General features: G+C 35.9%; 24 protein-coding genes. 9 read left to right on the top strand and 15 right to left on the bottom strand.

The genetic code is table 11. The features are described from left to right. Positions 1 to 10 precede the first annotated feature (10 nt). Together ACRD62_RS06225 and ACRD62_RS06230 are read left to right on the top strand one after the other, a co-directional pair. Positions 11 to 559, top strand: coding sequence for an RNA polymerase sigma factor (locus ACRD62_RS06225; RefSeq protein WP_430819266.1), 549 nt, complete (start codon positions 11 to 13; stop codon positions 557 to 559). After that, the gene (locus ACRD62_RS06230) at positions 553 to 1,896 is read left to right on the top strand and encodes an outer membrane beta-barrel protein (RefSeq protein WP_430819267.1); all 1,344 of its coding nucleotides are present in this window, start codon (positions 553 to 555) and stop codon (positions 1,894 to 1,896) included. Before ACRD62_RS06225 ends, ACRD62_RS06230 begins: the two co-directional genes overlap by 7 nt. Here ACRD62_RS06230 and ACRD62_RS06235 read toward each other — a convergent pair whose 3' ends face one another. The 6 genes from ACRD62_RS06235 to tsaD all read right to left on the bottom strand — a co-directional run bounded on the left by ACRD62_RS06235 (position 1,897) and on the right by tsaD (position 6,761). After that, a complete protein-coding gene (locus ACRD62_RS06235) occupies positions 1,897 to 3,678 on the bottom strand; it encodes an ABC transporter ATP-binding protein (RefSeq protein ID WP_430819268.1) in 1,782 nt (593 codons plus the stop codon). It lies immediately after the preceding gene. Between the two features lie 101 nt (positions 3,679 to 3,779). Further along, a complete protein-coding gene (locus ACRD62_RS06240) occupies positions 3,780 to 4,223 on the bottom strand; it encodes a S24/S26 family peptidase (protein WP_430819269.1) in 444 nt (147 codons plus the stop codon). Next, on the bottom strand, positions 4,216 to 5,034 hold the full coding sequence (locus ACRD62_RS06245; RefSeq protein ID WP_430819270.1) for a hypothetical protein: 819 nt from the start codon (positions 5,032 to 5,034) through the stop codon (positions 4,216 to 4,218). The genes ACRD62_RS06240 and ACRD62_RS06245 overlap by 8 nt, the downstream gene beginning before the upstream one ends. A gap of 76 nt (positions 5,035 to 5,110) precedes the next feature. Then, complete coding sequence (locus ACRD62_RS06250; protein WP_430819271.1) at positions 5,111 to 5,317, bottom strand: hypothetical protein; 207 nt, start codon at positions 5,315 to 5,317, stop codon at positions 5,111 to 5,113. 12 nt (positions 5,318 to 5,329) lie between these two features. Continuing rightward, positions 5,330 to 5,614 (bottom strand): PqqD family protein, encoded by a 285-nt coding sequence (locus tag ACRD62_RS06255; RefSeq protein WP_430819272.1) that lies wholly within the window; start codon positions 5,612 to 5,614, stop codon positions 5,330 to 5,332. Between the two features lie 127 nt (positions 5,615 to 5,741). Beyond that, positions 5,742 to 6,761 (bottom strand): tRNA (adenosine(37)-N6)-threonylcarbamoyltransferase complex transferase subunit TsaD, encoded by a 1,020-nt coding sequence (gene tsaD, locus ACRD62_RS06260; protein WP_430819273.1) that lies wholly within the window; start codon positions 6,759 to 6,761, stop codon positions 5,742 to 5,744. 154 nt (positions 6,762 to 6,915) lie between these two features. Between tsaD and ACRD62_RS06265 the strand changes: the two genes are divergently transcribed. The 5 genes from ACRD62_RS06265 to ACRD62_RS06285 all read left to right on the top strand — a co-directional run bounded on the left by ACRD62_RS06265 (position 6,916) and on the right by ACRD62_RS06285 (position 13,744). Then, entirely contained in the window at positions 6,916 to 11,265 is a 4,350-nt protein-coding gene (locus ACRD62_RS06265; protein ID WP_430819274.1) for a translocation/assembly module TamB domain-containing protein, read from the top strand. A 94-nt stretch (positions 11,266 to 11,359) separates the two neighbouring features. Next, complete coding sequence (locus tag ACRD62_RS06270) at positions 11,360 to 12,055, top strand: MotA/TolQ/ExbB proton channel family protein (protein WP_430819275.1); 696 nt, start codon at positions 11,360 to 11,362, stop codon at positions 12,053 to 12,055. 2 nt (positions 12,056 to 12,057) lie between these two features. After that, positions 12,058 to 12,447 carry an ExbD/TolR family protein gene (locus ACRD62_RS06275; RefSeq protein WP_430819276.1) on the top strand — a complete coding sequence of 130 codons (390 nt, stop codon included), beginning with the start codon at positions 12,058 to 12,060 and terminating at the stop codon, positions 12,445 to 12,447. Continuing rightward, a complete protein-coding gene (locus ACRD62_RS06280; RefSeq protein WP_430819277.1) occupies positions 12,447 to 12,842 on the top strand; it encodes an ExbD/TolR family protein in 396 nt (131 codons plus the stop codon). Before ACRD62_RS06275 ends, ACRD62_RS06280 begins: the two co-directional genes overlap by 1 nt. A gap of 2 nt (positions 12,843 to 12,844) precedes the next feature. Further along, the gene (locus ACRD62_RS06285; RefSeq protein WP_430819278.1) at positions 12,845 to 13,744 is read left to right on the top strand and encodes a TonB family protein; all 900 of its coding nucleotides are present in this window, start codon (positions 12,845 to 12,847) and stop codon (positions 13,742 to 13,744) included. 241 nt (positions 13,745 to 13,985) lie between these two features. Here the strand turns inward: ACRD62_RS06285 and ACRD62_RS06290 are convergent, their stop codons facing one another. From ACRD62_RS06290 to glyA, 9 genes are all read right to left on the bottom strand, one after another. After that, positions 13,986 to 14,756 carry a sulfite exporter TauE/SafE family protein gene (locus tag ACRD62_RS06290; RefSeq protein WP_430819279.1) on the bottom strand — a complete coding sequence of 257 codons (771 nt, stop codon included), beginning with the start codon at positions 14,754 to 14,756 and terminating at the stop codon, positions 13,986 to 13,988. A gap of 51 nt (positions 14,757 to 14,807) precedes the next feature. After that, a complete protein-coding gene (locus ACRD62_RS06295; protein WP_430819280.1) occupies positions 14,808 to 17,447 on the bottom strand; it encodes a TonB-dependent receptor in 2,640 nt (879 codons plus the stop codon). A gap of 3 nt (positions 17,448 to 17,450) precedes the next feature. Next, on the bottom strand, positions 17,451 to 18,302 hold the full coding sequence (locus ACRD62_RS06300; RefSeq protein ID WP_430819281.1) for a GLPGLI family protein: 852 nt from the start codon (positions 18,300 to 18,302) through the stop codon (positions 17,451 to 17,453). A gap of 57 nt (positions 18,303 to 18,359) precedes the next feature. After that, on the bottom strand, positions 18,360 to 18,557 hold the full coding sequence (locus ACRD62_RS06305) for a hypothetical protein (RefSeq protein ID WP_430819282.1): 198 nt from the start codon (positions 18,555 to 18,557) through the stop codon (positions 18,360 to 18,362). A 387-nt stretch (positions 18,558 to 18,944) separates the two neighbouring features. Beyond that, entirely contained in the window at positions 18,945 to 19,190 is a 246-nt protein-coding gene (locus ACRD62_RS06310; RefSeq protein ID WP_430819283.1) for an HTH domain-containing protein, read from the bottom strand. Between the two features lie 18 nt (positions 19,191 to 19,208). Beyond that, positions 19,209 to 20,060, bottom strand: coding sequence for a GLPGLI family protein (locus ACRD62_RS06315; protein ID WP_430819284.1), 852 nt, complete (start codon positions 20,058 to 20,060; stop codon positions 19,209 to 19,211). A gap of 65 nt (positions 20,061 to 20,125) precedes the next feature. Then, the gene (locus tag ACRD62_RS06320; protein WP_430819285.1) at positions 20,126 to 20,800 is read right to left on the bottom strand and encodes a hypothetical protein; all 675 of its coding nucleotides are present in this window, start codon (positions 20,798 to 20,800) and stop codon (positions 20,126 to 20,128) included. Positions 20,801 to 21,161: 361 nt separating this feature from the next. Beyond that, positions 21,162 to 21,401, bottom strand: a complete 240-nt coding sequence (locus tag ACRD62_RS06325; protein ID WP_430819286.1) for a hypothetical protein — start codon at positions 21,399 to 21,401, stop codon at positions 21,162 to 21,164. Between the two features lie 244 nt (positions 21,402 to 21,645). Then, entirely contained in the window at positions 21,646 to 22,926 is a 1,281-nt protein-coding gene (glyA, locus tag ACRD62_RS06330) for a serine hydroxymethyltransferase (RefSeq protein WP_430819287.1), read from the bottom strand. Between the two features lie 231 nt (positions 22,927 to 23,157). Here glyA and ACRD62_RS06335 point away from each other — a divergent pair, with 231 nt between their 5' ends. Next, positions 23,158 to 23,493, top strand: coding sequence for a TM2 domain-containing protein (locus ACRD62_RS06335; RefSeq protein WP_430819288.1), 336 nt, complete (start codon positions 23,158 to 23,160; stop codon positions 23,491 to 23,493). After that, positions 23,486 to 23,887, top strand: a complete 402-nt coding sequence (locus ACRD62_RS06340; RefSeq protein ID WP_430819289.1) for a DUF2752 domain-containing protein — start codon at positions 23,486 to 23,488, stop codon at positions 23,885 to 23,887. The genes ACRD62_RS06335 and ACRD62_RS06340 overlap by 8 nt, the downstream gene beginning before the upstream one ends. The last annotated feature ends 107 nt before the right edge of the window (positions 23,888 to 23,994 follow it).

A 23,994-nucleotide genomic window follows, 5' to 3' on the forward strand; every position in this document is an offset into this window, starting at 1 on the left:
AATCTTGTTTGTGAGCGAACTGAATAAAATAATTGAGGATTGCCAAAATAATAAGCGAAGGGCTCAGCAACAATTGTACAATATGTTTGCCCCTAAGATGCTGGGTGTTTGTATGCGTTATTGTAAGAGCAGGAGTGAGGCAGAAGATTGCTTGCAAGAGGGATTTATAAAAGTCTTTTCAAAAATACATCTGTTTGGTTTTAAAGGTTCTTTTGAAGGATGGATTCGAAGGATTATTGTAAATACAGTAATCGAATTCTATCGTAAGAAACAACCTGAGATTTTGGTGGACGAATTTCCAATAATTACGGAATATGAAGAGGAAGTTTTTGTTCCTGTTGTCAGTCAGCAAGAATTGTTGGCTATGATTCAGGAATTACCTCCAAAATACCGATTGGTTTTTAATATGTATGCTATTGAAGGGTTTTCTCATCAGGAAATAGCAGAGGAGATGAATATTTCAATCGGAACATCAAAATCAAACCTGTCAAGGGCAAGACAATGGTTGAAGCAAAAAATTGAAGAAAAGGTCAAAGGAAAAAAACAAGGGGTATGCTAGATCTCGGGAATAAAATAGATGAAACCTTCCGAAATGGATTAGGTGGTATGGAGATTGACCCGTCACCTAATGTATGGTCAGGAATAGAGTCAGGGCTTAATTCGGGAGGAAAGAAAAAAGGATTGTTTTTTATATGGAGTGTAGTTGCTGCAGCTTCTATCTTGGCAGCTGTTATGACAACAATCTTTTTGTTTCAGGATAAAAATCCAAACGATTTATCCTCTTCAATGGCTGAATTGCCAAATACCATAATTGAAGAAAATAATTTTGACAATAAAATTAATCCCCAAATTAACAATTACGAGTTGGGTAATACCAATGGAAAATCTGAAGTAAAACAAGATGACAATAAATTAATATTGGCTCTAAAAGGAGATCCTAATAATAAGACTAGCAACACTGTTTTTTCTAGTTCTACTGATGTCATTCTAAATAGAGAAGAGCATTTCAATTATCTTAACAGAAAAGGTATTGAGGGACTTGATAACTATTCAGAAATAAATTCCAGGCAATTAAAATCAGATAAAAAGAACGAATATTTTCCATTGTATGCCTATAATGAAGAGGTAAAGTCAAAAAATGATTATCAACTCTTGGTTGGAGGCGCCATTTCTTCCGCATATAATTATCGGCAAACATCTGGTGCTCCTGTGAGATCGTACGACTCCTACACCGAAAGTGGTGTTAATTCAATGGGTGGAGGTATAAATGTTCGAATCGAAACCAGGAAAAGATGGAGTATTGAAACGGGTGTTGTTTATGCGCAATTAGGGCAAGAAATTAACAGTGCAGTCAATTATCAGTCTGATTTCATGTACAGCGATGCAATGATTAATGCCAGCATGGACATGCCAAAGACCTATAATAACTCGATGGGAAAAATTAAGTTCAATACTAATAATAGTTCTTCCGCTCCTCAATTGAATTACGAAGTGATGGGTTCGATTTATGATATGGCGTTGCTGTCTGAAGGTGATGGAATCAGACAGACATTAGAATATATTGAGATACCATTAATGGCTCGGTATAAATTGATTGAAGGATTTTCCATTTTATCTATTGCTGGTGGTTTAAGTTCGAATATTTTAGTAGGTAATACTGCTTATCTTCTAGATGGTAACAATCGTTTGGAAGTTGGTGAGATGGAGGGTATTAAGCCTGTTTCGTGGAGTAGTTCAGTAGGTTTAGGTTTTGAAGTACCTGTCACTAAAATAGTACGTATAAGTATCGAGCCTCGTTTTAAATATTACATTGAATCAATTAATAATAATTCGGATTATAATTTTCAGCCTTATGCTTTTTCGGTGTTTGGTGGAATTTCCTTTTTGCTAAAATAATTACGAAAAGCTATTAACCATTTTATAAAATTCTCCCTTAGAAGAAATAAGATCTTCGTAAGAGCCATTCTCACAAATCTCACCATCTTTTAATACTACAATTATATCCGCCAAATGAATGGTCGAAAGTCTGTGACTTACAATGATTGCTGTTCTGTTTCGGGTAATTTCTTTAAAATGTGAGATTAGATTCGCCTCGGTAAAAGCATCTAATGAACTGGTTGGTTCGTCAAGAATAATAATCTGAGCATCGTTATAAAAGGATCGGGCAAGAGCAGTTCGTTGCCATTCGCCTCTGCTAAGCATCTCACTATCTTTAAAAAGTGTTCCCAACGGTGTTTCATACCCTTTTTTCAGGTTGTCGAAAATGTTATGAATGCCAGCATTTTGGGCAGCTTTTTTTATTTGATCTATCTCATATGGGCGACGCACATTCCCGTATCTGATATTATCTTTCGCTGAAACATTGTAAAGCATAAAATCCTGAAAAATGATGCTCATGTTTTCTGCCAGATCACTTGGATGAATGTCATTGAGATTGCAATTATCCAGTACTATTTTACCACTTGTTGGCTTATATAAACCGGCAAGAAGTTTTACTAATGTTGTTTTACCAGATCCATTAGCCCCAACCAAAGCTATCGTTTTTCCAACAGGGATGGTAAGATTAAGATTTTTAAAGACCCATCTCTCAGTATTTGGGTATTTAAAACCAATTCCATTGAATTGGATGTTGTTTTTTAAAGGGGTTGGGAAATTTCCAATTACATTTTTTTCAGAAGGAAGCTCGATTCGTTGAAAATCAAAAAAGTTTTTAAGAAATAAATTGTCTTCAAGTAAGGATGATATGCGGGTAAGGAATTCCTGTAAAACTGCATAACTTCGTTGTAAAGCTAAAAAATACATAGCCATTGCTCCATTCGTAATCTTTCCTTCAATTGCTTCAACAATAATAAACGAGAATACGACCAGTAGAATAAGTGTTGCAAATACCTGCACCAAAGTTTCACGGAGTGTTTTGCTTTTTGATATGGACCACTGTTTACTTCTTAAGTTATCTCTTACTTCGTTGTACTTATTACTAAATGTTTTACTTAGGTTGAAAATGCGAACTTCTTTTGCAAAATCTTTACCAACCAATAAGCGATTGAAATAATGTAATCGTCTTTCGTCTTCTGTTTGCTCTTGTTTTAAATCATATCCTTTCTTGGAAAAGTATAACCGAAAAATTATAATCGGAAAGCCGGCAATCATTAAGATTGGTATAATTAACCAGTTAAAGGTGGTTAAAACTGTGAGCATTACAATTAAGGTAATTGTATTCTGAAGTAATCCAAGCAGACTGTAAAATACTTTGCTTGGTCTGAAATTGGCTTCATTAACAGCTCTGAAGAATAAATCCTGATAGGTACTGTCCTCAAAAAAACCGTATGGTAATCGAACCGTCTTAAAATGAATGAGGTTTTGTATGTAATCATTTAGGAAATGAGAATGTCTTTCTCGCACCAGGTTATTTACAGATCCACTGATGGCATTAAGAAGGAAAAAAGCTCCTACTAAAGTTAACGTCGGATATAGATTGGATATTGCAAAATTATTGTTGGAGCTGGAAAAGCTCACAATATCAATTAATTGTTTTACGACTAATAAAAGTAAAAGAGGTATAAGACCTCTTATTATTGTGAAAACAGAATTTATAAAAGTCCATTTGGGTGAACTTAAATAAACCAATTCAACTGCCTTAAAGATGTGTTTTAATGAATGTGATTTTTTAGCGCTCATTAATTATGTTGGATATAACACTAAAGTAATATTAATAATCCAGCAATTTAAAAACCAAATAGAGAAAATATTCTAATAGGTTATTTTAGAGTGTTGGAAATTTAAATGGAGTGATGTGTCAATTTTAAATATAATATTGCCGTATATCTTATTATCACTCTTGGAAATTTTCCAAGACGTGGCATCAATTGTTTTGCAAATCTGAAAATCCAATGATTAACAGATCGATAGCTGTTTTTTCTTGTTCTTCCAATTACTTTTCCTAAAATACCTTGTTCTGATAAAATTGGGTCAGTAGAAAAAAGACTATCTCCTTTGCATATAACTTTTGTGTTGGAAATAGAAATAATTCTATGAGCGATAAGTGTTTCTTTTCCTTTAAAAACGATAATGTCACCTTTGGCGTAAGTTCTTTCTGGAGATATTTTTAATTTATCTCCAGGCAATAGCAAAGGAAACATACTGATCCCATGAGCTTGAATCTCTGTTGTTTTACCTTCTTTTAAAAGATCAACGATAATATTTATGAAATCATTTTTATCCAAATTTATTCAGAATTAAATCTATAATCTCAGTGTCGGGTTTGAAACCAACTTCATATACACCAATACTCTCAACAGTCTTAGTAATATAATCCAATCTTTCTTTAATCTGCAATTCGTTGAAATGATATTGTATACAATTACTCAAAACAGAAAGGATTCCACTGGTTGTACTTAGGGGTTTAATGTAGTTATGGGGTGATTGCTTAATGATGAAAAGTTTATTAAGCTGTACACTCTTATTAACATCTTTGTAATATGGCATAGGAGTATTGTATAAATAATAATCCTGACCATGCGGATTAACAATAATTCTGTCATCATTAATGATAGTAGCTCCTTTTTTTTGCCATAGTTTTGCCATGGTTGTTTTACCTGTACCCGAAACAGCAGAGAACAAAAATCCAGCTCCATTATAGTTTACAGCCGAAGCATGCATAATAAAGCCTTTACTACTGTGAACAATGTATTGTAAAATCAGGATTCCAATAGGGTGAAAGAATGGATCAATTTCAATGGTTTCTTTGGGTTTGGTTATCAGCTGCAGATTAATCGCTTTTTCTTTTTCGTTAATTGTTGCTAATCCTGAATGTATGTCAATGTCTTTTTCAAATTCAAAGTGAATAAACTTGCTGGAATCATTTTTTAGTAGCTTCCACTTGTAAGGAATTTCTTCTTCAAAGGATTGAGCCCCTTTAAATACTGTTTGAAGGTTAGTAAGGTCGATTTCTTCTATACAGTCAATGTTAAATATCCAATCATGCTTTTCAGAACTTTCTATGAAAAGCTGACTTCCACATAACGTTTTAGGCAATAAAAAAGGACATAAGAAATTAACTTTTATTCTTATATCCCCAATATTGTAAATGGTGCTATATACCATTGATCAATTACAAGTTATCATAATCTGGTGTTGTACCTCCAAAAGGAGTATCTGAATTAAGAGTGGTTGGATATTCAGGTGATGGACCTGGTGCCTTGGAGAATGGATCAGGAGGTCCAGGATCGCCCGGAGTTGACATCATAATAAGAGAGATCTCTTGATCAATCTGATAAGTTTCGATGGTAGGCGGTATATATGCTCTTTTAATCTTCATTTATATAATCACTTAATCAAGTGGTTTTATGATTTTGGCTTTAATAGCTTCAGATATAAATACTTTTATATCATCTTTAGCAACCTGGTTATATACTTCAAATTCTTTACAGACCAAATGTAATATTTCAGTTTCTGTTTTAGGTTCAAGTAATTGATCATAAATAAATAAGCCAACTTCATTTAAGGAGAAAACTTTATTCATTTGAGCAACTTCTGATGCCACAGGAACTATAACCAATTCATCTCCAATCTTTTTTTCTACGTATCCGGTTACTTTTCTAAAACGCTGTTCCACTGTAAATAAATTAGTTGCAAAAATATAAAAAAACCACTATTAGCCTTGGCTTAATGTTAAAAGTTTGTTTTATTTTGACTAAATCGCTTTTTTACTGCTTCAATAAACACTTAAATTTGCGAATAGTTTAAAATTCTAATCGCGCAAAAGGGGCCGTTTCCTGACCAACAAATTCTTTTCGCAAATATTTATAATAACCATTAATAGCAATCATTGCTGCATTGTCGGTCGTGTACGCAAACTTTGGTATATAGGTTACCCAATTATATTTATGTGCCGATTCATTTATTCTGTTTCGCAATCCTGAGTTGGCTGAAACGCCTCCAGCCAAAGCTATCTGCTTAATACCAGTGTCTTTCGAAGCTTTAATTAATTTGTTCATTAATGTATCGATAATGGTCTTTTGGAGGGAGGCACAAATATCATTTTTGTTTTCCTCAATAAAATCCGGATTGACCTTAATCTGATCTCTTAAGAAATAAAGAAATGAAGTTTTTAATCCACTAAAGCTGTAATCGTAATTATCTATTCTAGGCTTACTAAAAGAATAAGCATTTTCATTACCCTGTGAAGCAAGTTTATCAATCAGGGGGCCTCCCGGATAAGGTAAACCCATTACTTTAGCACATTTATCAAACGCTTCACCTGCAGCATCGTCAATGGTCTGTCCAATAATCTCCATCTCCAAATGACTTTTAACCAAAACAATTTGACTATTACCTCCTGATACAAGCAGACATAAAAAAGGAAACTCAGGTTGATCAGTATCTTCCGGATGTTCTTTTATAAAATGAGCCAGAACATGTGCGTGCAAATGGTTCACTTCAATTAAAGGTAAGTTATTTGCCAAAGCGAATCCTTTAGCGAAAGAAGTACCAACCAACAATGATCCCATTAGACCAGGCCCACGGGTAAATGCAACTGCATTAATTTCGTCTTTATTTATTTTGGCATCCTTGATTGCTTTGTCTACAACTGGTATAATATTTTGCTGATGAGCACGCGAAGCTAATTCAGGTACAACTCCTCCAAAAGCTTTGTGCACATCCTGATTTGCAACACAGTTTGATAGGATCACTTCATCTTTAAACACTGCTGCTGAAGTATCATCGCAAGATGATTCAATGGCTAAAATAATCACACTCATAATTTCTTCTTATAGAATTAGCTTCCTAGTCGTTTAAATTCCTTCTTTTTCTTAATTTTGGTGGGGTTTTAAACGGGTCAAAAATATAAAAAAAAATATCAAAATAGGACTGTATGTATTAGCGGTGCCATTGGGCTTACTGTTAATAGCATATATGCTTGTACTCATTCCTGCAGTTCAAACACGCATAGTTTCTTATTTGACCAATCAATTATCAGAAGAATTTAATACCGAAATTTCGGTAGGCAAAGTTTATATCAAGCCTTTTTCAAGTGTTATTCTTAAAAATGTATTGGTAAAAGATCAACAGAATGATACTTTAATGTTTGTTGAATCTCTCACGTCTCATATCGATTCTGTTTATTTCAGAGACAAAAGAATTTACTTATCGAGCCTTTCAATAAAAAAGCCTCATATTAATATTTATCAGCAAGATTCACTTTTTAACTATCAGTTTCTGTTTCGGAAGAAAATTCAAACTGATACAATTGCTAATTTATGGAGGTTTGGAGTTAAGTCGGTTAATTTGACGAAAGGGGATGTTGTTTATAAAAAAACAAAGAAAGATCCAATTCTGATCAAAGGTGTTGATGTTGTATTAAGTGAGATTCATAAGGACAGTGTTTTTTCATTACGTCTGGATGAACTGCGTTTGACTGAAAAGGGAGGGTTTATTGTTCAAGGAGCTTCTGGTTTAATTAGTGCCGGAAAAGAAAATCTGACGCTAAGTCAGATGCAGTTGAAAACATATAATTCCAGAATCGATTTGGATAGTTTATTTATTCATTATAATAATTCGAAACAAGGACCTGAAAAACTGGAACAATTCTATATTGGATTAAAACCTTCTTATATATCGCATCGTGACCTTGGCTTATTTGTTGATTTAAAGCAATTGGGTAATCTTCCGTTTAATATTTCGGGAGAAGCTTATGGCTCCATAAAAAATATCAAAGGGCGAAATGTTCGTTTCGATTTTGGTGCTGAGTCATCCATTTCAACCAGTTTTGATATTAATGGGTTGCCAAATATTAATGAAACATTCCTTTATCTAAATATAAAAGACCTATATACTACTCCAGCTGATCTTCGTTATATCATGGCATATGATAAAGTGATGGCCTATCAATTACCAAAGTCATTGGATAATTTAGGTAACATTCATTATAAAGGAAGTTTAACTGGATTTCTAAGTGATATAGTTGCTTTTGGTGAGTTTTCAACCGATTTAGGATCCATCACAACTGATATAGGTTTGAAAGTAAACGACAAGCAAGGTCTTGTCTTTGCGGGTAATCTTGCCACATCTGATTTTAATGTGGGAGGAATTTTGGGAGCTTCAGAACGGATGGATCATTTATTTATGGAAGTCTCTATTCAGGGAAACAGAAAGTCATCCGAGTCGTTTTATGCTTTTATGGATGGGGTAGTTGATTCGTTAGAAATAAATCGATATAATTACAAGAATATTACCCTTAACGGACTGTTTGCCAATAATAGATTTGACGGTTCATTCGGAGTTGATGACCCCAACGGAAAATTGGCTTTTAACGGTAAAATTGATTTATCGGAAGAAGAACCAAACTTTGATTTTAAAGCCATTATAGAAGGTGCTAAACTGGATAAACTAAATCTGCTTCCAAAGATCGTGGACAATGAATTGTCGATGGTATTAACATCAAATTTCACGGGTAAAGATATTAATGATGTTATCGGTTATATTACAGTTAATAATGCTGAATTTATTTCACCGGAGCACAATGTAAGGATGGACTCTTTGTTGTTGATTTCAGTGAGGGAAGGAGATGAAAAACATATTGTTTTGCAGTCGGATTTGATGGAAGGTGATTTAATAGGAACATACAACTTTACCTATTTTAGACAAATCTTTATAAAACACATACAACAGTATTTGCCGGCATTAGAGAATTTATTACCTCAAAAAGAAGTGAGACTGCGCGAGAATGATTTTACTTTTTCATGTCGCTTGAAGAAAATGAGTGAATTGATGAATTTACTTCAGCCGGATCTAGTGGTTTCTGATGATGGCATTGTGTTGGGTAAATTTAATAGTAAGGAAAATGTTCTGGATCTTACTGTAGAACTGGGAGAGTTTGAATATAAGGAATTAATTTTGGTCAATCCGGAATTACAAATAGCTTCAAATGATAAGAATGACCTCTCGATTATTACAAGGTGTAAAGAGGTTCTGTTGAATGAGTCGTCCCTGTTGCAAAATTTCAGTCTGCACAATTTGCTTTATAATGATTCTGTTCAGGTTAATGCCTATTGGAACAACTGGAGCGAGGTGAACAATAGTGGATCAATCCATGCTGCGGCCAATATAAAGAGTAATACTTCAGGACTTTATGCTTCTATCAATGTAGAACCTTCATATGTGATGGTAAAAGATAGTATTTGGGAGATTCAGGCAACCCGTATCAACTATCATCCCATGGGATTATCGATGAGGAATTTCAGAATTCATCATAATAATCAGGAATTGGGTATTAATGGATTCTTGCATAAAACAGCAGAAGATGGATTGGAAGTACATATGCAGAATATCAGACTTGGAGATATTGTTTCTGCTCAAAATGTTGAGGGTTTAAGTCTTGATGGATTATTGAATGGTAACGTTCATGTTGCAGATTTTTATCGGACACCTATAGTTACAAGTGAATTAAAAGTTGCAGATTTTGTATTTAATGATGATCAGATTGGGGATTTTTATCTAAACACCGACTACATGCCGGCAGAAAAAAGACTGGCAATAAATTCAAAAATACAGAAAGGTGAAAGTCAGCCATTACTGGGTGGCGGATATGTGGATATGAATACTCTGGCGGTTGATCTCAATTATAAACTTGACAGTTTGGAAATTGGGTTTCTTAATCTTTATTTAAAGAAGATTATGCAGAACCTTTCCGGAACGGCATCAGGGGGCCTGGCTGTTCAGGGCAAGATTACCGAACCTGAGTTAGTGGGTAAAGTAAATATCAATAAAGCTTTTTTTGATGTCGACTTGTTGCAAACAACTTATTCCGTTTCTGATTCGATAATATTCAAACCACATCAGATTGATTTTAGATCGATGACAGTACGCGACAGGTATGGTAAAGAAGGATCATTTAATGGTGTGATCAATCATACCGGATTTCATAATATGACATACAATCTGGCACTACTCACCAATAATATGTTGGTTCTAGATACCAGGTTTAAAGATAATCCCATCTATTATGGAACTGTGTTTGCCGATGGAAACATGTCAATAACAGGGAGAACAGATGATTTAATAATAGATATTAGTGGGCAGACCAAGAGCAATACTCTTTTCTATATTCCTTTAACCAGTGATGAGGTGATTGAAGAATCAAATTTTATTCGATTTGCAAAACCTAAACTCGACCAGAATGAAGCCATTGATGAAGTGCCGGAAGAAGATTATTTGACCGATTTTTCAGGAATGACGGTAACAATGGATTTGGATATTACACCAGATGCACAAACACAGGTGATTTTTGATTCTAAAATTGGCGATATTCTAAAAGGAAGTGGAAATGGAAATCTACAGATAAGGATGGATAAAGAAGGTGGCGTTAACTTCTTTGGTGATTTTAGTTTTGTTGAAGGAGATTATTTATTCACGTTACAGAATGTTCTGAATAAACGATTTATCATTAATCAGGGAAGTAAAATACGTTGGGATGGTGATCCGTATGATGCAAAGATTGATTTGAATGCAACTTATAAACTGAAGGCCTCACTATATGATTTGGTTAGATCTACCATTACTGATGAACAAATGCTACAGGATTATAGCCGACGTATTCCTGTTCATTGTAACTTGTTGTTGAATGATCGTTTGATGAAACCCAATATTAAGTTTCAGATTGAGACCCCTTCTGCTCAAAAAAATAACCAGGATGTAATTGATGCTTATATTAATACAGAAGAAGAATTAAACAGACAGGTTTTATCGCTTCTGGTATTGAATAGATTCTTTACCGATGATAATTTATCAAATACAGTCTCAGATGGAAACCGATCAACGGGTAACAATGCTGCCTTGGTTACTACTTCAGAGATGTTGTCTAATCAGTTAAGCCACTGGTTGTCACAGATTAGTAGTGATTTTGATATTGGTGTTAGTTATCGACCAGGAGAAGAGGGTATTTCCAACGATGAGATTGAAGTAGCTTTGTCGACACAGGTTTTTAATAACAGGGTTACCATTAATGGTAATGTTGGATACGGACAAGATAATACACGTACCAGTAATCTTATTGGTGACTTTGATGTGGATGTTAAGTTAAATCAATCAGGAACACTAAGAGGTAAAGCTTATACAGTTACCAATAACGATATTATCTATACCGAATCACCCACGCGTCAGGGGGTTGGTATTTCATTTAAAGAGGAGTTTGATTCGGTTAGAGAACTGATGAGAAAATATTGGAGAAAATTTACCGGAGAAGGTAAAAAGGAAGATGACGAGTAGAATAATAGTTAAATCTTTACGTTTACACTATTGAATGATAGGTGCAGTTTGCATTTTTATTATTTTAGCTGATCAGAAATCTAGAAATATAACAATGAATTTATTACTATTTATACAGTCAACGGCTGAGAACATTGCTGATGTAAATCTCGAAGAGGGAGCAGAACAAAGCATGAACTACATTGAGATGGCCATGAAAGGTGGTTGGATTATGATTCCACTGCTTTTATTATCGGTTGTTTCGGTATATATCTTTTTTGAGCGTTATATGGCTATTAAAAAGGCCTCAAAAGAGGATGATGGCTTTATGAATAAAATCAAGGATTATATCCATGATGGTAAAATCGATTCTGCCATTGCTTTGTGCCAGTCGCACGATTTTCCTATTTCCCGAATGATCGAAAAAGGAATAACACGTATTGGTCGTCCATTAAATGATGTGAATACAGCCATCGAGAATGTGGGTAACCTGGAGATTAGTAGATTGGAAAAGAGTTTGCCAACATTGGCAACAGTTGCAGGTGGTGCTCCTATGATTGGTTTCCTTGGTACCGTAATTGGTATGATCCGTGCCTTTTATGATATGGCTAATGCAGGTAATAATATTGATGTGAGTCTACTCTCATCAGGTATCTATACTGCAATGGTAACTACTGTGACAGGTTTGGTAATTGGTATCATTGCGTATTTCGCCTATAATATTCTGGTGGCTAAAGTTGAAAAGGTTGTCTTTAAGATGGAAGCGCGTACTATGGAGTTTATGGATCTGTTGAATGAACCAGCTCACTAAAAATGGCTTTAAAGCGAAGAACAAAAATAAGTGCCAGTTTCAGTATGTCGTCCATGACCGACATTGTGTTTTTATTGCTGATCTTTTTTATGATCACATCAACAATGGTGCATCCTAATGCTATCAAACTGTTGATACCAAAGAAAAGCACAAAAAAGGTTGTTGTGGATACCTATTTGAATGTGAGAGTAACAGCATCAGGTCGATTTGTAGTTGATGGAAAATGGATGGGGAGTGATCAGGTGGAAGGCAGTCTGACCCGATTATTTGCTCGAAACGATAATTCAATTATTCGTTTGCAAACAGATGCTAATGCTTCAACAGGCGATGCTGCCCGGGTATTGGATATTGCTGAATCGAATGGTGTAAAAGTAATCTTGGATATCAGGTAATGGGACTGAAAAAAAGAAGTAAGGTTGAATCAGGTTTCAGTATGTCGTCGATGACTGACATCGTGTTTCTGTTGTTGATATTCTTTATGATCACATCAACTCTGGTGACTCCTGTCGCAAATAAAAACCTGTCTTTACCAAAGAGTGATCATCAGGTATCAGCCAAGCCCAATACTACTATTTCGGTAACAGCTGATCAGGAGTATTTTGTGCAGGGTGAAAAGGTTTCTTTCTGGCAGATAGAAAAGAAATTACAGGAAATATTAGCTGATAGTCCTGAAATGTATGTTGCTTTACATGTTGACGAGACGGTACCTTTTTCGGTAGTTGGTAAGATACGGGATATTGCTATCCGCAATAAATATAAGTTGATTTTGGCCACACAAGCCAAGTAAGTATGGATGAGAAAAACAAACGATACGGTGTAATTGGTACAACAGTATTTCATTCTTTACTGTTGTTGTTCCTGATTTTCTTCGGGCTGTCTTCATTGCCCAAAGGAGAAGAAGGGATACTGGTGAGTTTTGGAGATACAGTATTGGGTCAAGGGCCTGAGGAGCCAAAAGAATCTGAGGCTGTAAAACAGGAGAAGGTAACACCACCGCCTGTTAAAACACCGGAACCCACCCAACCCGATCCGATAAAAGAAGATATCAAAACACAGGATTATGATGATGCTCCGGTTGTAAAATCGGAAGCCCAAAAGCAAAAAGAGAAAGAAGAAAAGGACCGTTTGGATAAAGAGCGTAAAGAACGCGAAGAGCAGGAAAAGATTCGTCAGGCTGAATTGGAGCGTCAACGACAAGAAGAGGCTGAGCGAAAGCGTATTGAGGAAGAAGAGCGCAAACGTCAGGAAGAACTTGATCGCAAAGCAGCTGAAGCCCGTGATAAAGTGAAAGGAGCATTTGGTAAAGGAACAGGTGATAATACTTCGGAAGGTAATACCGGTGGTACAGGTAATCAGGGGCAGACAACAGGTGGAAATACTACTAACCGAACCGGCTCAGGAAAAGGTAATTCCGGTAATGGATTTGATTTAACAGGTAGGAGTTTGGTTGGAGGATTACCAAAGCCCACGTACAATATTCAGGAAGAAGGAATTGTTGTTGTTGAAATAACGGTAGATCGCAATGGTAATGTGATAACTGCAGTACCTATTCTGAGAGGTTCAACAACCCAAAATAATTACTTGCAGAGTAAGGCTATCGAAGCTGCAAAAAAGGCAAAGTTTAATGCCGATAAGGAAGCTGCTGCCTATCAAAAAGGAACCATTACCTATCATTTTGTTTTGGATTAAGCTATCCTTTGTTTCCAAACGAAGGGTTCATGTCAAATCAATTCTGATTGATATACAATAAACTGAATTATGGAATTCATAAATATAAACTACTCGATAGGAATCGAGTAGTAGGGATTGACTAAAATTAGTTGGTTAGTTTTTTAGAATTACACTTATAATATCTAAATGCGAAGCGTTCTAACTTCTATTATCTATATCCGATAGAAATAGATGGGGAAGTTAGGAAATGTTGTGATACTTAAAAAAGCAATCCAAACACGCCCAATACTTTCATTGCAGCCAGCATAACAGCTATCAGTAAAATATATCGTATGGGTTTTACCCCAATTTGTTTGGCGTATTTCGATGCAATAAATGCCCCTGTTGCGTTTCCTGCTGAAAGTATGAATCCATATAAGTAATTAATCTGCCCGGCCCAGATAAATACAATTAATGCTATTGCTGTGTAGCATAAGACTATTAAAACTTTTACAGCATTGGCCTGAATCAGGTTGTAACCAACTCCCAAAACCAATCCGGCAAGGAGTAAGAAGCCAACGCCGGCCTGTATAAATCCACCATAGAAACCAATTAAAAAGAAAATGACCAGTTGCCAGTAAGTAGGTTTTCCTTCAATCTGTCCGGCTTGTTCTTTTATCCATTTGTCTGGTTTAAACAGAATAACAAAAAACATAACAAACAATAAAGCACCGATAAAGTAATTCAAAGCCTGTTCGCTAATGTTGATGGAAAACAAAGCTCCGGCAAGTGATCCAACCAAGGCCGGTAAAACTAAATAAAGGTTACTCTTATAATCCAGTATCTTTTGTTTTCGAAAATTACGGACGGCAACAATATTCTGAATAAATATGGCCACCCGGTTGGTGGCATTAGCCTGGTGGGGACTTAATCCCAGAAACATCAACATGGGCAGGGTTATCAACGATCCGCTTCCGGCAAGCGTATTGATAAAACCGGCAAATAACCCGGCAAGGATTAGAAGAAGAATATTAATGCCTGAAATGTCCATAGGGTAAAAGTAATAAAAAGCTAGTAGCTGTCAGATGATGGCTATTAGCTTTCAAAACCGATAACTCACATTCAGTAATATTTCTCTGGGTCTTAAATAATAAGTATTACGAACCAACGAAATGTCGCTGTTCCAATAGCTTATTAACTGTTGGGTATCAAAGATATTGCGGCATTGTATTTTGTAGCTGAATTTTCCTTTTTCAGGTTTATAGGCATAGCTAATGTCGCCAAACCAGCTGTGGAAAGTTTGTTGGTTGTTTTCGTTAAAGTTGTATTCTCCTCTAATGTTTATCCATTGTTTCTTAGTTAGGTAAAAGAAGAAATCAAGAACCTGTTCGTAGTTGTGAAATTTACTGTTAGCCTGAGTTGTACGCTGGCGGGTTCGGGTGTAATTAAAATTGTATTTTATCTGTAATGCTTTCCAATAGCCCCAGTTAATATTTAATCCGGCAATGTTGGTTTGCAATTCTCTGTCGCTCAGTGATTGGTTCAATACATATTGCGATTGTTGAAAAGTATTGGTAGAGTTGATACCAATGGTTGAACGCCAATTGGAAATGTAATAGGTTACTTCTCCATTGAAGGTATGATCCGATCTTTCATTATCGTAAGGGAGAATCTCGCTTTGCAATACACCGTTGCCCATGCTTATCTGTCGGGTAATAATATCACTGTGATTTAAACTATATCGGTAATCGATAGAAGCAAACCATCCCGATAAGGGATTTTTGTATTCGCTTCGAAAGCTACCCGTATATCGGTATTTATGCGGTAATTGATTTAAACCACGGTTTAAACTTCGGTAATTATTGATGATAAAACCTTGGGTAAGTCCGTTTATATCTCCAATGCTTTTACTGAAGGATAACGATGTGATCAGTTTAAAAAAATTATAGAACTCGTAGTTAAGGTATGCCCTTGGGGCAAAAATAGCTTGTTGTATGTATTGACTGGCCTGATGCCAGGCATCATCAATATTGTTGTTGATATACGATAATGGCAGGTTAAACCGAAGCTTCAGACTGGGTGTTTCGTAACTGATTTTTTCATCAACGCCAGCTTCGCTTTCGGTCCAGTCGAGTTGGTTGCGCAAGCTGTCGGCAGTTATTTCAAAGTCATTGTTGTCAATAGTGGTATTTAGTTTGTTCAGACTGAAGTTGACAAATGTTTTGGTAGAAAAGGCCCATCGCTTATGGGTGAGCGTAAATGCAGCTGATGCTTTGGTGTGTAAATCCTGCTTTAAGTAATGTTGTGTGGCCAGGTTGTATGCCTCGCCATTGTTGATGTAATCATCAAATACTCCGGGTTCGTATTGTATTTGTTGAGGACTATGGTTGTAATCAACAAAAGCTTTAAAGCTGATAAAATGCTTACCCACCATACGATGCCAATCAAGCTCATCGGCTGCGGAAAAGTGGGGGAGTTTGGCATTCTGAAGTTGCTGTGTTTCGTTAATGGATGTTTCGGCTTTATCCCAATAGTTCTCGAGGCGGAACTTATTGTTTATATATTTTTTGCTGGCATTATTGGTAAAGATCAGATCTGTGATCAGACTGTTTTTCTTGAAGGTGTTTTGAGTATGTTCGCGCAAACGGGTGGTGTCATTCTCAAGGTAATACTCGGTTTCGATCAATGCTTCTTCTTCAATTCGATCGTTGTAATAGCTAACGTTAGTTTTTAGTTCTTCTTCATCACTTAATTTAGTTAGATAATTAAAGCTAATCAGGGCGGCATTATTCATCAGGTAACGCTCGCGGTTGGAGATGCCCGGTGGTGCAACCGAAGAAATATCCAGCAGATTGGGTTTGGTATTGGTGTAATTATCAATTTCGTTATATGAAATGGTAAACGGATGATGCTGTGTTGATAAATCGTTGCCAATATTGTTGGCCTGTAGTGTTGCTATCATCTGGTGTTTGGGCGAAAATAGCATAGGCGTAATGTTGGCATTGTACCTGGGATATGGGATGCCTATGGCCCCTTCGGCACGAAAGGTGGTAGTAAATTTCTTTTTAAGTTTCAGATTTACCGAAGTACCATCGTTAAATTGTTTGTCGCGAAGCATTTTTATAGGCTGATGGTTGTGCAGAACTACCACGGCACCCACTGCTTTGTTCGATAGGTTTTTATTGGCAATGCCATATCGTCCTTCCAGTAAATCCATCCCCTCGATGTAATATTTATCAATGGGTTTGCCCATATAGTATATTTTACCTGTAGCATCTACCGTAAAACCGGGCATGCGGTTAATAACATCACCAATCGACTCATCGCTTTGTTTTTCAAATGAACCCACCATATAAGTGGTGGTATCTTGTTTGCTTACAATAGGTGTGCCGCGTACATTAACCTCTTTGATTGCTTTAACCTCAGTTGGTAGCATTATGTGTAGTTCCTGTGTTTTATTGGCAATCAAAAGTGTTGTGTCGCTATAGTTTAACGAGCGCAACGAAAGAGCTACAGTATCTGTATGGGCAGTGTAGCTCATATTAAAGTATCCCTTATCATCGGTAAAAGCATAGGTGATAATATTATTACCTGCAGCGGGGTTTAGTAACATTACACTTACTGCAGCCGCAGGTTGATTATCTTCACCGCTAATAAATCCGCTTAGTTGGGATTGTGCATTAATTATCAGTGAAAAAAGTAGAATGGAAGAAAATAAATAGGTACGCAAGCACTTTCTCATAAATTACAAGCGTTCGATATAATTATTTAAAGTCATTATTTTTGCTTCAATTTCACCTGTATTAACATCTCCAAACGTTTGTGAATTATTTATTAATTGAACTAATTCCATAGCTCTTGTTTTTTTTGCCCTATAGTATGCGCGCATATCGGTAGTTTTGTACCTTTCTTTGTTGAAGTATATTGGCATACAATAATTGATTTTATTAAAGGATGTCAACTCAAATATATGTTGACCTTCTTTATCTTCTATTTTAACAATTAAACCAGGTAGGCCTAAAAATTTGTATGGGCCGTTGTTAAAAGGTAGTTCCATAGTATACCATGCTTTGTAATAACGTCCCGAAAAGTTACATGTGGCTTTATGACACTTATAATTGCATATTATTGTATCATTACTTTCAACCAGGTTCCAATCTATTTGTATGTTTTGAATAACTTTGAGGTTAACTTTTGATGTTATATTACTTTCAAAAAATGTAATGGTATCATTGTTGTTTTCTTTAAGTATCTTAAACTTTGTAAAGTGTCCACCACCTGGTAATTGTTGAATAAGTGACCATGCTATTTGTGTAGCTTCTTGTTGGTTTGTGTGGTTTTTGTAAACTTTAATAATAGAATCACGTTGATATGCGTATGCATGTTCGAATTTACTATAGGTGCTGCCAATATATAAATTCATTTCTTCGGATTTAAGGCGGTCATTACTTAATGAATCTTCCTGAAAGGTATATAAATAGCTTGCTATATAATTAACTTTGTCAATCTCGACATCATCTTGAGCTATTGCAACTCCATATCTAACAAGAATCAAAAGCAAAATTTTAATTCTCAATTTAGCGATTTTTATTTGCATTATTTTTATTTATAAGTCAACAGGTAGCTCATAGTCTACCTGTTGAGTGCTATTTTTTTAATTACAGAAAGCTTCCTTTAATTCTTTGGCCATCTCTAATTTCTCATCGAGACTAACATCTTCAGACATAATAAGATTAGTTCCTCGACCGTCTCCACAATCTATTCTAATGTACGAAAGGTTACCGGCTAAAGCTAAGGTGGTTATTGCAAAATATCCTGATAATAGAACAAGTTTCTTCAAATGTTTTTTCATTACACAAATTTTAAATGGTTAATAAATCAATTAATTTTGTGCAGGTTTAATCCTGCGCCCCTGCTGCACCGGTTCGCAAAAATAGGTTGGCAGGGGTTGCTTTTAAATGGCCATTTGTAAAGCAGAAATAAAGGTATATGTTCACTAGTGTAGAAAAATAGACTCCCCCCCCTTTTTTTTTTTTTTGTTAAATATTGTTAATTGCTATTTCTCAATAAAACTATTCGGGCTTCTTGTTTTAGTTTCGATTTGTGCTAATTGCTCAGGTGTTGGCTGTGGTGCTATTCACGGTTTGACTTTAAGTAACGCCGTGAGTTGAATCTGAAACTTAAGTGAAACGGATGCGATCTATATATGCAAGATGAATAGTAAGATCGCATCCCTTTATTATTCTATAATCTCAACAGGTTGATTAACCTTTAAACGTTTACCATTTGTATAGATATAACTGTTTTTAGTTTCGCAGTATTCTATTTTAACCCCGGCGCCTCTTATTTCGTCGAGCATATTAAACAGGGTGGAACGAGATACACCAATTTGTTTTGCCAATTGAGTGGCGGTTCCGGTATTTTGGTTTTCTATTAGTGTAGCTAGTTGTTGGTAGGGGATGGTTTTTAAATTTATCTTCATCATAGGTTGTTAGGTTATTAATTATTGTTTTTCAAGCAAATTATTTCTACTCGCAATTTTGGCTTGAACACTTCCCCTTTTCTCCGGAGTTAAATTGACGAACTGATTATTCCCGTATTTATTGATGCTTTCTAAAGTCTCGTTATGTTTTAAGGCCAGGTACTGTTTTGCATCTATTTTTATAAATTTTTTATCCCAGATATACATAGACTTGTCGTAGTTTATTTTTTCAAATGAAGTAAGAGTAAAGCAATGCTCTTTTTCTATGTCTTCTATTCTTACAATCATACCGGGTAGCCCTTTGAATTTGTATGGTCCATCGCTAATGGGAATTGATAATGTATACCAGGCCCGGTAATGTCGACCCCTAAATGTTGTTTGTGCTTCTTTGCAGATGTAATAGGTTATAAAAGTATCGGGTTGATTGACCAGTTGCCAGTTAAACGTTATTTCTTCGGGCAAATGATAATATTTACCAGACATCACTTCATATAAATCGCTTTGACGACTGTTTTTTGTTTTGACAATACGGTATTGTGTATGATAACTATAACTATTCTTAACTATTTGTTTTCCTATTTTAAGTCCGCTCTCCGGATTGTTAATATCGGGACAGTAAAAAAACAAGGAATCCATTTTAAATATGCTATTATGGACAAACTGAGAACTGCTTTTGCCAATCAACAGGCACATTTCTTTTTGTTTACGACTTTCAATATTTGTTGAGTCTTCCTGATATTCGTAGCGATAAGTAGCTATGTATTCAGCTTTATCGGTAATTATAACTCCATTTTGGGTTTGAGCAATTGAGGTGGAATAATAGGGCAAAGTCGTTATAAAAACAAATAGAAAGGTTCTGAGAAGTTTTTTCATGTGATTAGGTTTTCAGGATGCGATCTTTTGTCTTTTTTGTAACTAAGATCGCATCCTCAATAGTTTTATTCTTCTTCAATAGTTTGCTTGCCTGCACGTAAATCTACTATCACGCGAGCTGCTTTATAAGTATTGTAAAGCTTAGGATTGGAGGTTTTAAATTGTTCTATTAACTTGTCTGTTTTCAGACGCAATAAATCGTTGTTTTCGGTAATCAAACGAGCCAGTTCGCGAGTGGCCTGCGAGCGGGTTACAATGGCAGATCGGGGAGAGGCGATCAGGGCTGCAAAGTCATCAATTTCTTTTTTTAGCTGAGCAATGTTTTCGGGTGTTTTACCATAGTCGGTTAATGCACCATCCAGCTTGGCTGCTTCGTTATAAATGGCGAGGCAAGTCGTTTTTACATCTTCATCCGACATATTGCCAAGTTGAGAGGATGATATAGCACACTTAATCTGTAAGTCGGGTATATTGTTTACCTGGGCGTATACGAACATGCAACCGGCCATTTGTACTGTTTCTTCAATCATTTCTTCCTCTTCTTTTATTTTTTGCTTACTGGCTCCTGTAGTTTTGCCTTGCTGTATCAATAATACTTCTTCCATTTCAGACAAGCTTTCGCCAAAGGACTGGATAAAGCTGGTTAATACGGGAATGGAGCTGAACTCTGTTGAATAGGTGCCAAACACTTTGTTAACGGCTCTGAACATTGAGATTTTGTTTCGCTGTTTGTAATTCATAATAAAGGGGGTTTATAGGTATTGTAAGCCTCACCATTGAGAACTCAATGGTTAATTGCAAGAAAGAGGTAATCGTAACATTATTTCATAATAAAATTTGATATTATATTGTAATCGTGTAGAAATGTTATGTGAATGAGAATATTGAGTTGATTAAATTAATGGTGATAGTAAATAACATTAATAGAATAGTATAACACTTTTGTGTTTGTTTAAAGTAATACCTAGGTAGTGTTTAGTGTATTACTATAACATTATTACAAAATGTTTAAATGGATGTTCTGTTGAATATATTTGTTTACAATTGGCTTGTATTGCAGAACCTGAATCAGGAAAAAGAGGAGTCTCAAAAGGCATCTTATTACCTGAAACCGTTGTATAGATGCCCGAAAGGCATTGTTATACCTCCTGTAATTACAGGGCCAACAGGAATAAGTTGAGGCTTACCTTCAAAAGGCTGATCGCTGCCTGAAGTGGCTATAATGACACAAGGTATAGGTAGTGCTGTACTTTCAACAGATACAAATATTATGCAGATGATTAGGGGCTTGCTTTTAATCGTTAGCCTGTTACCTGAAGCAGGCTGATGATTAGCGCACACCTGCTATGTAATTCCTTTAACTGACACGGGGAGTTGATAAGAGCAGGATCGCATCTTAATTTGTATGTTTATTAATATGCGATCCTACTGAATAAAATTGTCACTTTCTTTTTGAAGGCAGAACTATAAAACAAAAAGAACGGTTCTCTATTGCCTTTATGGCTTTAAAGAACCGTTCCTTAATATTGTTTTATCAACAGCTATAAGCGAAGCAATCTGACTTCTAATAGCTATCAGCTTAAAATTACCATGCAAACATTGGCTTATCAGCCATCAAAGCATTTACTTTTTTGCAAACAGAAGCAATTACTTCTTCGTTGTCGATATTAGAGATAACCTCGTCGATAAAATCAACAATGGTAACCATATCAGCTTCTTTTAATCCACGAGTGGTTATAGCAGAAGTTCCTACACGGATACCTGAAGTTGTAAAAGGTGAACGACTGTCGAAAGGCACCATGTTTTTGTTGATGGTGATATCGGCTTTAACCAATGTATTCTCAACCTGCTTACCTGTAATATCAGGGAACTTCGTTCTCAGGTCGATTAACATTAAGTGGTTGTCAGTTCCGCCCGAAATAATTTTATATCCTTTTTTAATAAACTCTGCGGCCATGGCTTGTGCATTCTTCTGAACCTGCTCAATGTAAACACCGTAGTCATCAGATAAAGCTTCGCCAAAAGCAACGGCTTTAGCGGCAATCACGTGCTCTAGTGGTCCACCTTGCTGACCAGGGAAAACCGCAAAATCCAAAACAGCACTCATCATTTTGGTTTCACCTTTTGGTGTTTTAATGCCAAATGGGTTTTCGTAATCTTTACCCATCAGAATCATACCGCCGCGTGGTCCGCGAAGTGTTTTATGTGTAGTGGTTGTAACAATGTGGCAATGTTCAACCGGGTTGTTTAATTTACCTTTAGCGATTAGTCCGGCAGGGTGAGCCATATCGCAAAGCAATAAAGCACCAATCTCATCAGCCAAACGTCGCATGCGGGCGTAATCCCATTCGCGCGAGTAAGCCGAAGCACCGGCAATAATCATCTTTGGTTTTTGTTCGCGGGCCAATGTTTCCATCTCATCGTAATCAACCATTCCGGTTTCTTCTTTTACATGGTATGAGATCGCGTGGTAGGTAACACCCGAAAAGTTAACAGGTGAACCATGTGTAAGGTGACCGCCATGAGCCAGATCCAATCCCATAAAAGTATCGCCTGGTTGTAAACAGGCAAAAAATACTGCAGCATTAGCTTGTGCCCCCGAGTGTGGTTGAACGTTGGCATATTCTGCTCCAAATAGTTCGCATGCTCTGTCAATAGCCAATTGCTCTGTTTGATCAACCACCTGACAACCTCCGTAGTAACGTTTGCCCGGGTATCCTTCGGCGTATTTGTTGGTTAAACACGAACCTTGTGCTTCCATTACCTGCTCACTCACAAAGTTTTCGGAAGCAATTAATTCAATACCGTTTTTTTGACGATCGTATTCTTTTTTGATCAGGTCAAAGATGACTGTATCTCTTTTCATTTGTTTGTAATTAGTTTTAACCCTATCCAAATTTTAGTTAATGTTTAACCAATAGCTGGAGTTATGGTCGATATGTTTTACTGCTTATTTTTCACGAGTTCACAAATTTACGGAACTAATTGATATAAAAAAGTAATGCAGTTTATAAGTTTTTATGAATTTTAGAAATGAGAAAATGCACTGTTGATAAAATTCACATTTTTACTAGCTTTGACGATCAAACTTAATTTTATGGATGCAAATAGTGTTACTTTGTTTTTAGCGCAGAACAGCGATCGTTTTCCGGTGGAGTCATTACCAATGATTAAAAAGAAACTTGAAGAATTGGATGAACAACGCTTTTTTCTGGTTAGTACACAGGAATATAGAAATCCTGTTGTGGTGTTAATTATCTCTTTGTTTTTTGGTTCGTTGGGAATTGATCGTTTCTTAATTGGTCAGACAGGTTTAGGTGTAGCTAAATTGCTTACTTGTGGTGGATTGGTATTTTGGACAATTGTTGATTGGTTTATTATAATGGGTACTACGCGCGAAAGTAATCTGGAGAAATTCTTAAGGGTTGCTTAAGCTTTTTAATAATAAACGATTTGTAAATGTAATTGTGGTTGGGGTGATTATACTTGGGTATAGTTACCTCCTTCTTACTTCTTTTCCGGACGCCGAAAACAGTATTTGTCTTTTTAAAAAGGCAACCGGTATTCCTTGTCCGGGTTGTGGCATGGGTCGTAGTACCTGGTCTCTAGTACATGGACAATTAAAAGAATCACTTTTTTATCATCCTTTGGGTATTGTTTTTAACCTCTTGATGATTATCGCCCTTATTCAGGCAGTTGTTGATATAATCAGGAATGATGATAAACTACTCCGTTTCTTTAAACAAAAGTGGCCACTTTGGAGTGTTTTAGTATTGTTTGTTGTAATTCTACTGGTTTGGGGTCGCAATATTTGGCTGGGAATGTAGGATTTATGGATGTTAGATGTTAGAAATTAGGTTTTAGAATTTATGAATGTTAAGATGTTGATTCTGTTTATTTATTATACATTCTATTATTCAGATCGTCTAAAAAT

The organism is Carboxylicivirga caseinilyticus (assembly GCF_050589785.1).
Taxonomy (GTDB): Bacteria; Bacteroidota; Bacteroidia; order Bacteroidales; family Marinilabiliaceae; genus Carboxylicivirga; species Carboxylicivirga caseinilyticus.

Coding starts and splice junctions, on each gene's coding strand:
- ACRD62_RS06275 (WP_430819276.1), top strand. CDS start 12,058: ATGGCTTTAAAGCGAAGAACAAAAATAAGTGCCAGTTTCAGTATGTCG.
- glyA (WP_430819287.1), bottom strand. CDS start 22,926: ATGAAAAGAGATACAGTCATCTTTGACCTGATCAAAAAAGAATACGAT.
- ACRD62_RS06270 (WP_430819275.1), top strand. CDS start 11,360: ATGAATTTATTACTATTTATACAGTCAACGGCTGAGAACATTGCTGAT.
- ACRD62_RS06280 (WP_430819277.1), top strand. CDS start 12,447: ATGGGACTGAAAAAAAGAAGTAAGGTTGAATCAGGTTTCAGTATGTCG.
- ACRD62_RS06315 (WP_430819284.1), bottom strand. CDS start 20,060: ATGAAAAAACTTCTCAGAACCTTTCTATTTGTTTTTATAACGACTTTG.
- ACRD62_RS06300 (WP_430819281.1), bottom strand. CDS start 18,302: ATGCAAATAAAAATCGCTAAATTGAGAATTAAAATTTTGCTTTTGATT.
- ACRD62_RS06230 (WP_430819267.1), top strand. CDS start 553: ATGCTAGATCTCGGGAATAAAATAGATGAAACCTTCCGAAATGGATTA.
- ACRD62_RS06320 (WP_430819285.1), bottom strand. CDS start 20,800: ATGAATTACAAACAGCGAAACAAAATCTCAATGTTCAGAGCCGTTAAC.
- ACRD62_RS06265 (WP_430819274.1), top strand. CDS start 6,916: ATGCTTGTACTCATTCCTGCAGTTCAAACACGCATAGTTTCTTATTTG.
- ACRD62_RS06290 (WP_430819279.1), bottom strand. CDS start 14,756: ATGGACATTTCAGGCATTAATATTCTTCTTCTAATCCTTGCCGGGTTA.
- ACRD62_RS06310 (WP_430819283.1), bottom strand. CDS start 19,190: ATGATGAAGATAAATTTAAAAACCATCCCCTACCAACAACTAGCTACA.
- ACRD62_RS06250 (WP_430819271.1), bottom strand. CDS start 5,317: ATGAAGATTAAAAGAGCATATATACCGCCTACCATCGAAACTTATCAG.
- tsaD (WP_430819273.1), bottom strand. CDS start 6,761: ATGAGTGTGATTATTTTAGCCATTGAATCATCTTGCGATGATACTTCA.
- ACRD62_RS06295 (WP_430819280.1), bottom strand. CDS start 17,447: ATGAGAAAGTGCTTGCGTACCTATTTATTTTCTTCCATTCTACTTTTT.
- ACRD62_RS06335 (WP_430819288.1), top strand. CDS start 23,158: ATGGATGCAAATAGTGTTACTTTGTTTTTAGCGCAGAACAGCGATCGT.
- ACRD62_RS06285 (WP_430819278.1), top strand. CDS start 12,845: ATGGATGAGAAAAACAAACGATACGGTGTAATTGGTACAACAGTATTT.
- ACRD62_RS06235 (WP_430819268.1), bottom strand. CDS start 3,678: ATGAGCGCTAAAAAATCACATTCATTAAAACACATCTTTAAGGCAGTT.
- ACRD62_RS06305 (WP_430819282.1), bottom strand. CDS start 18,557: ATGAAAAAACATTTGAAGAAACTTGTTCTATTATCAGGATATTTTGCA.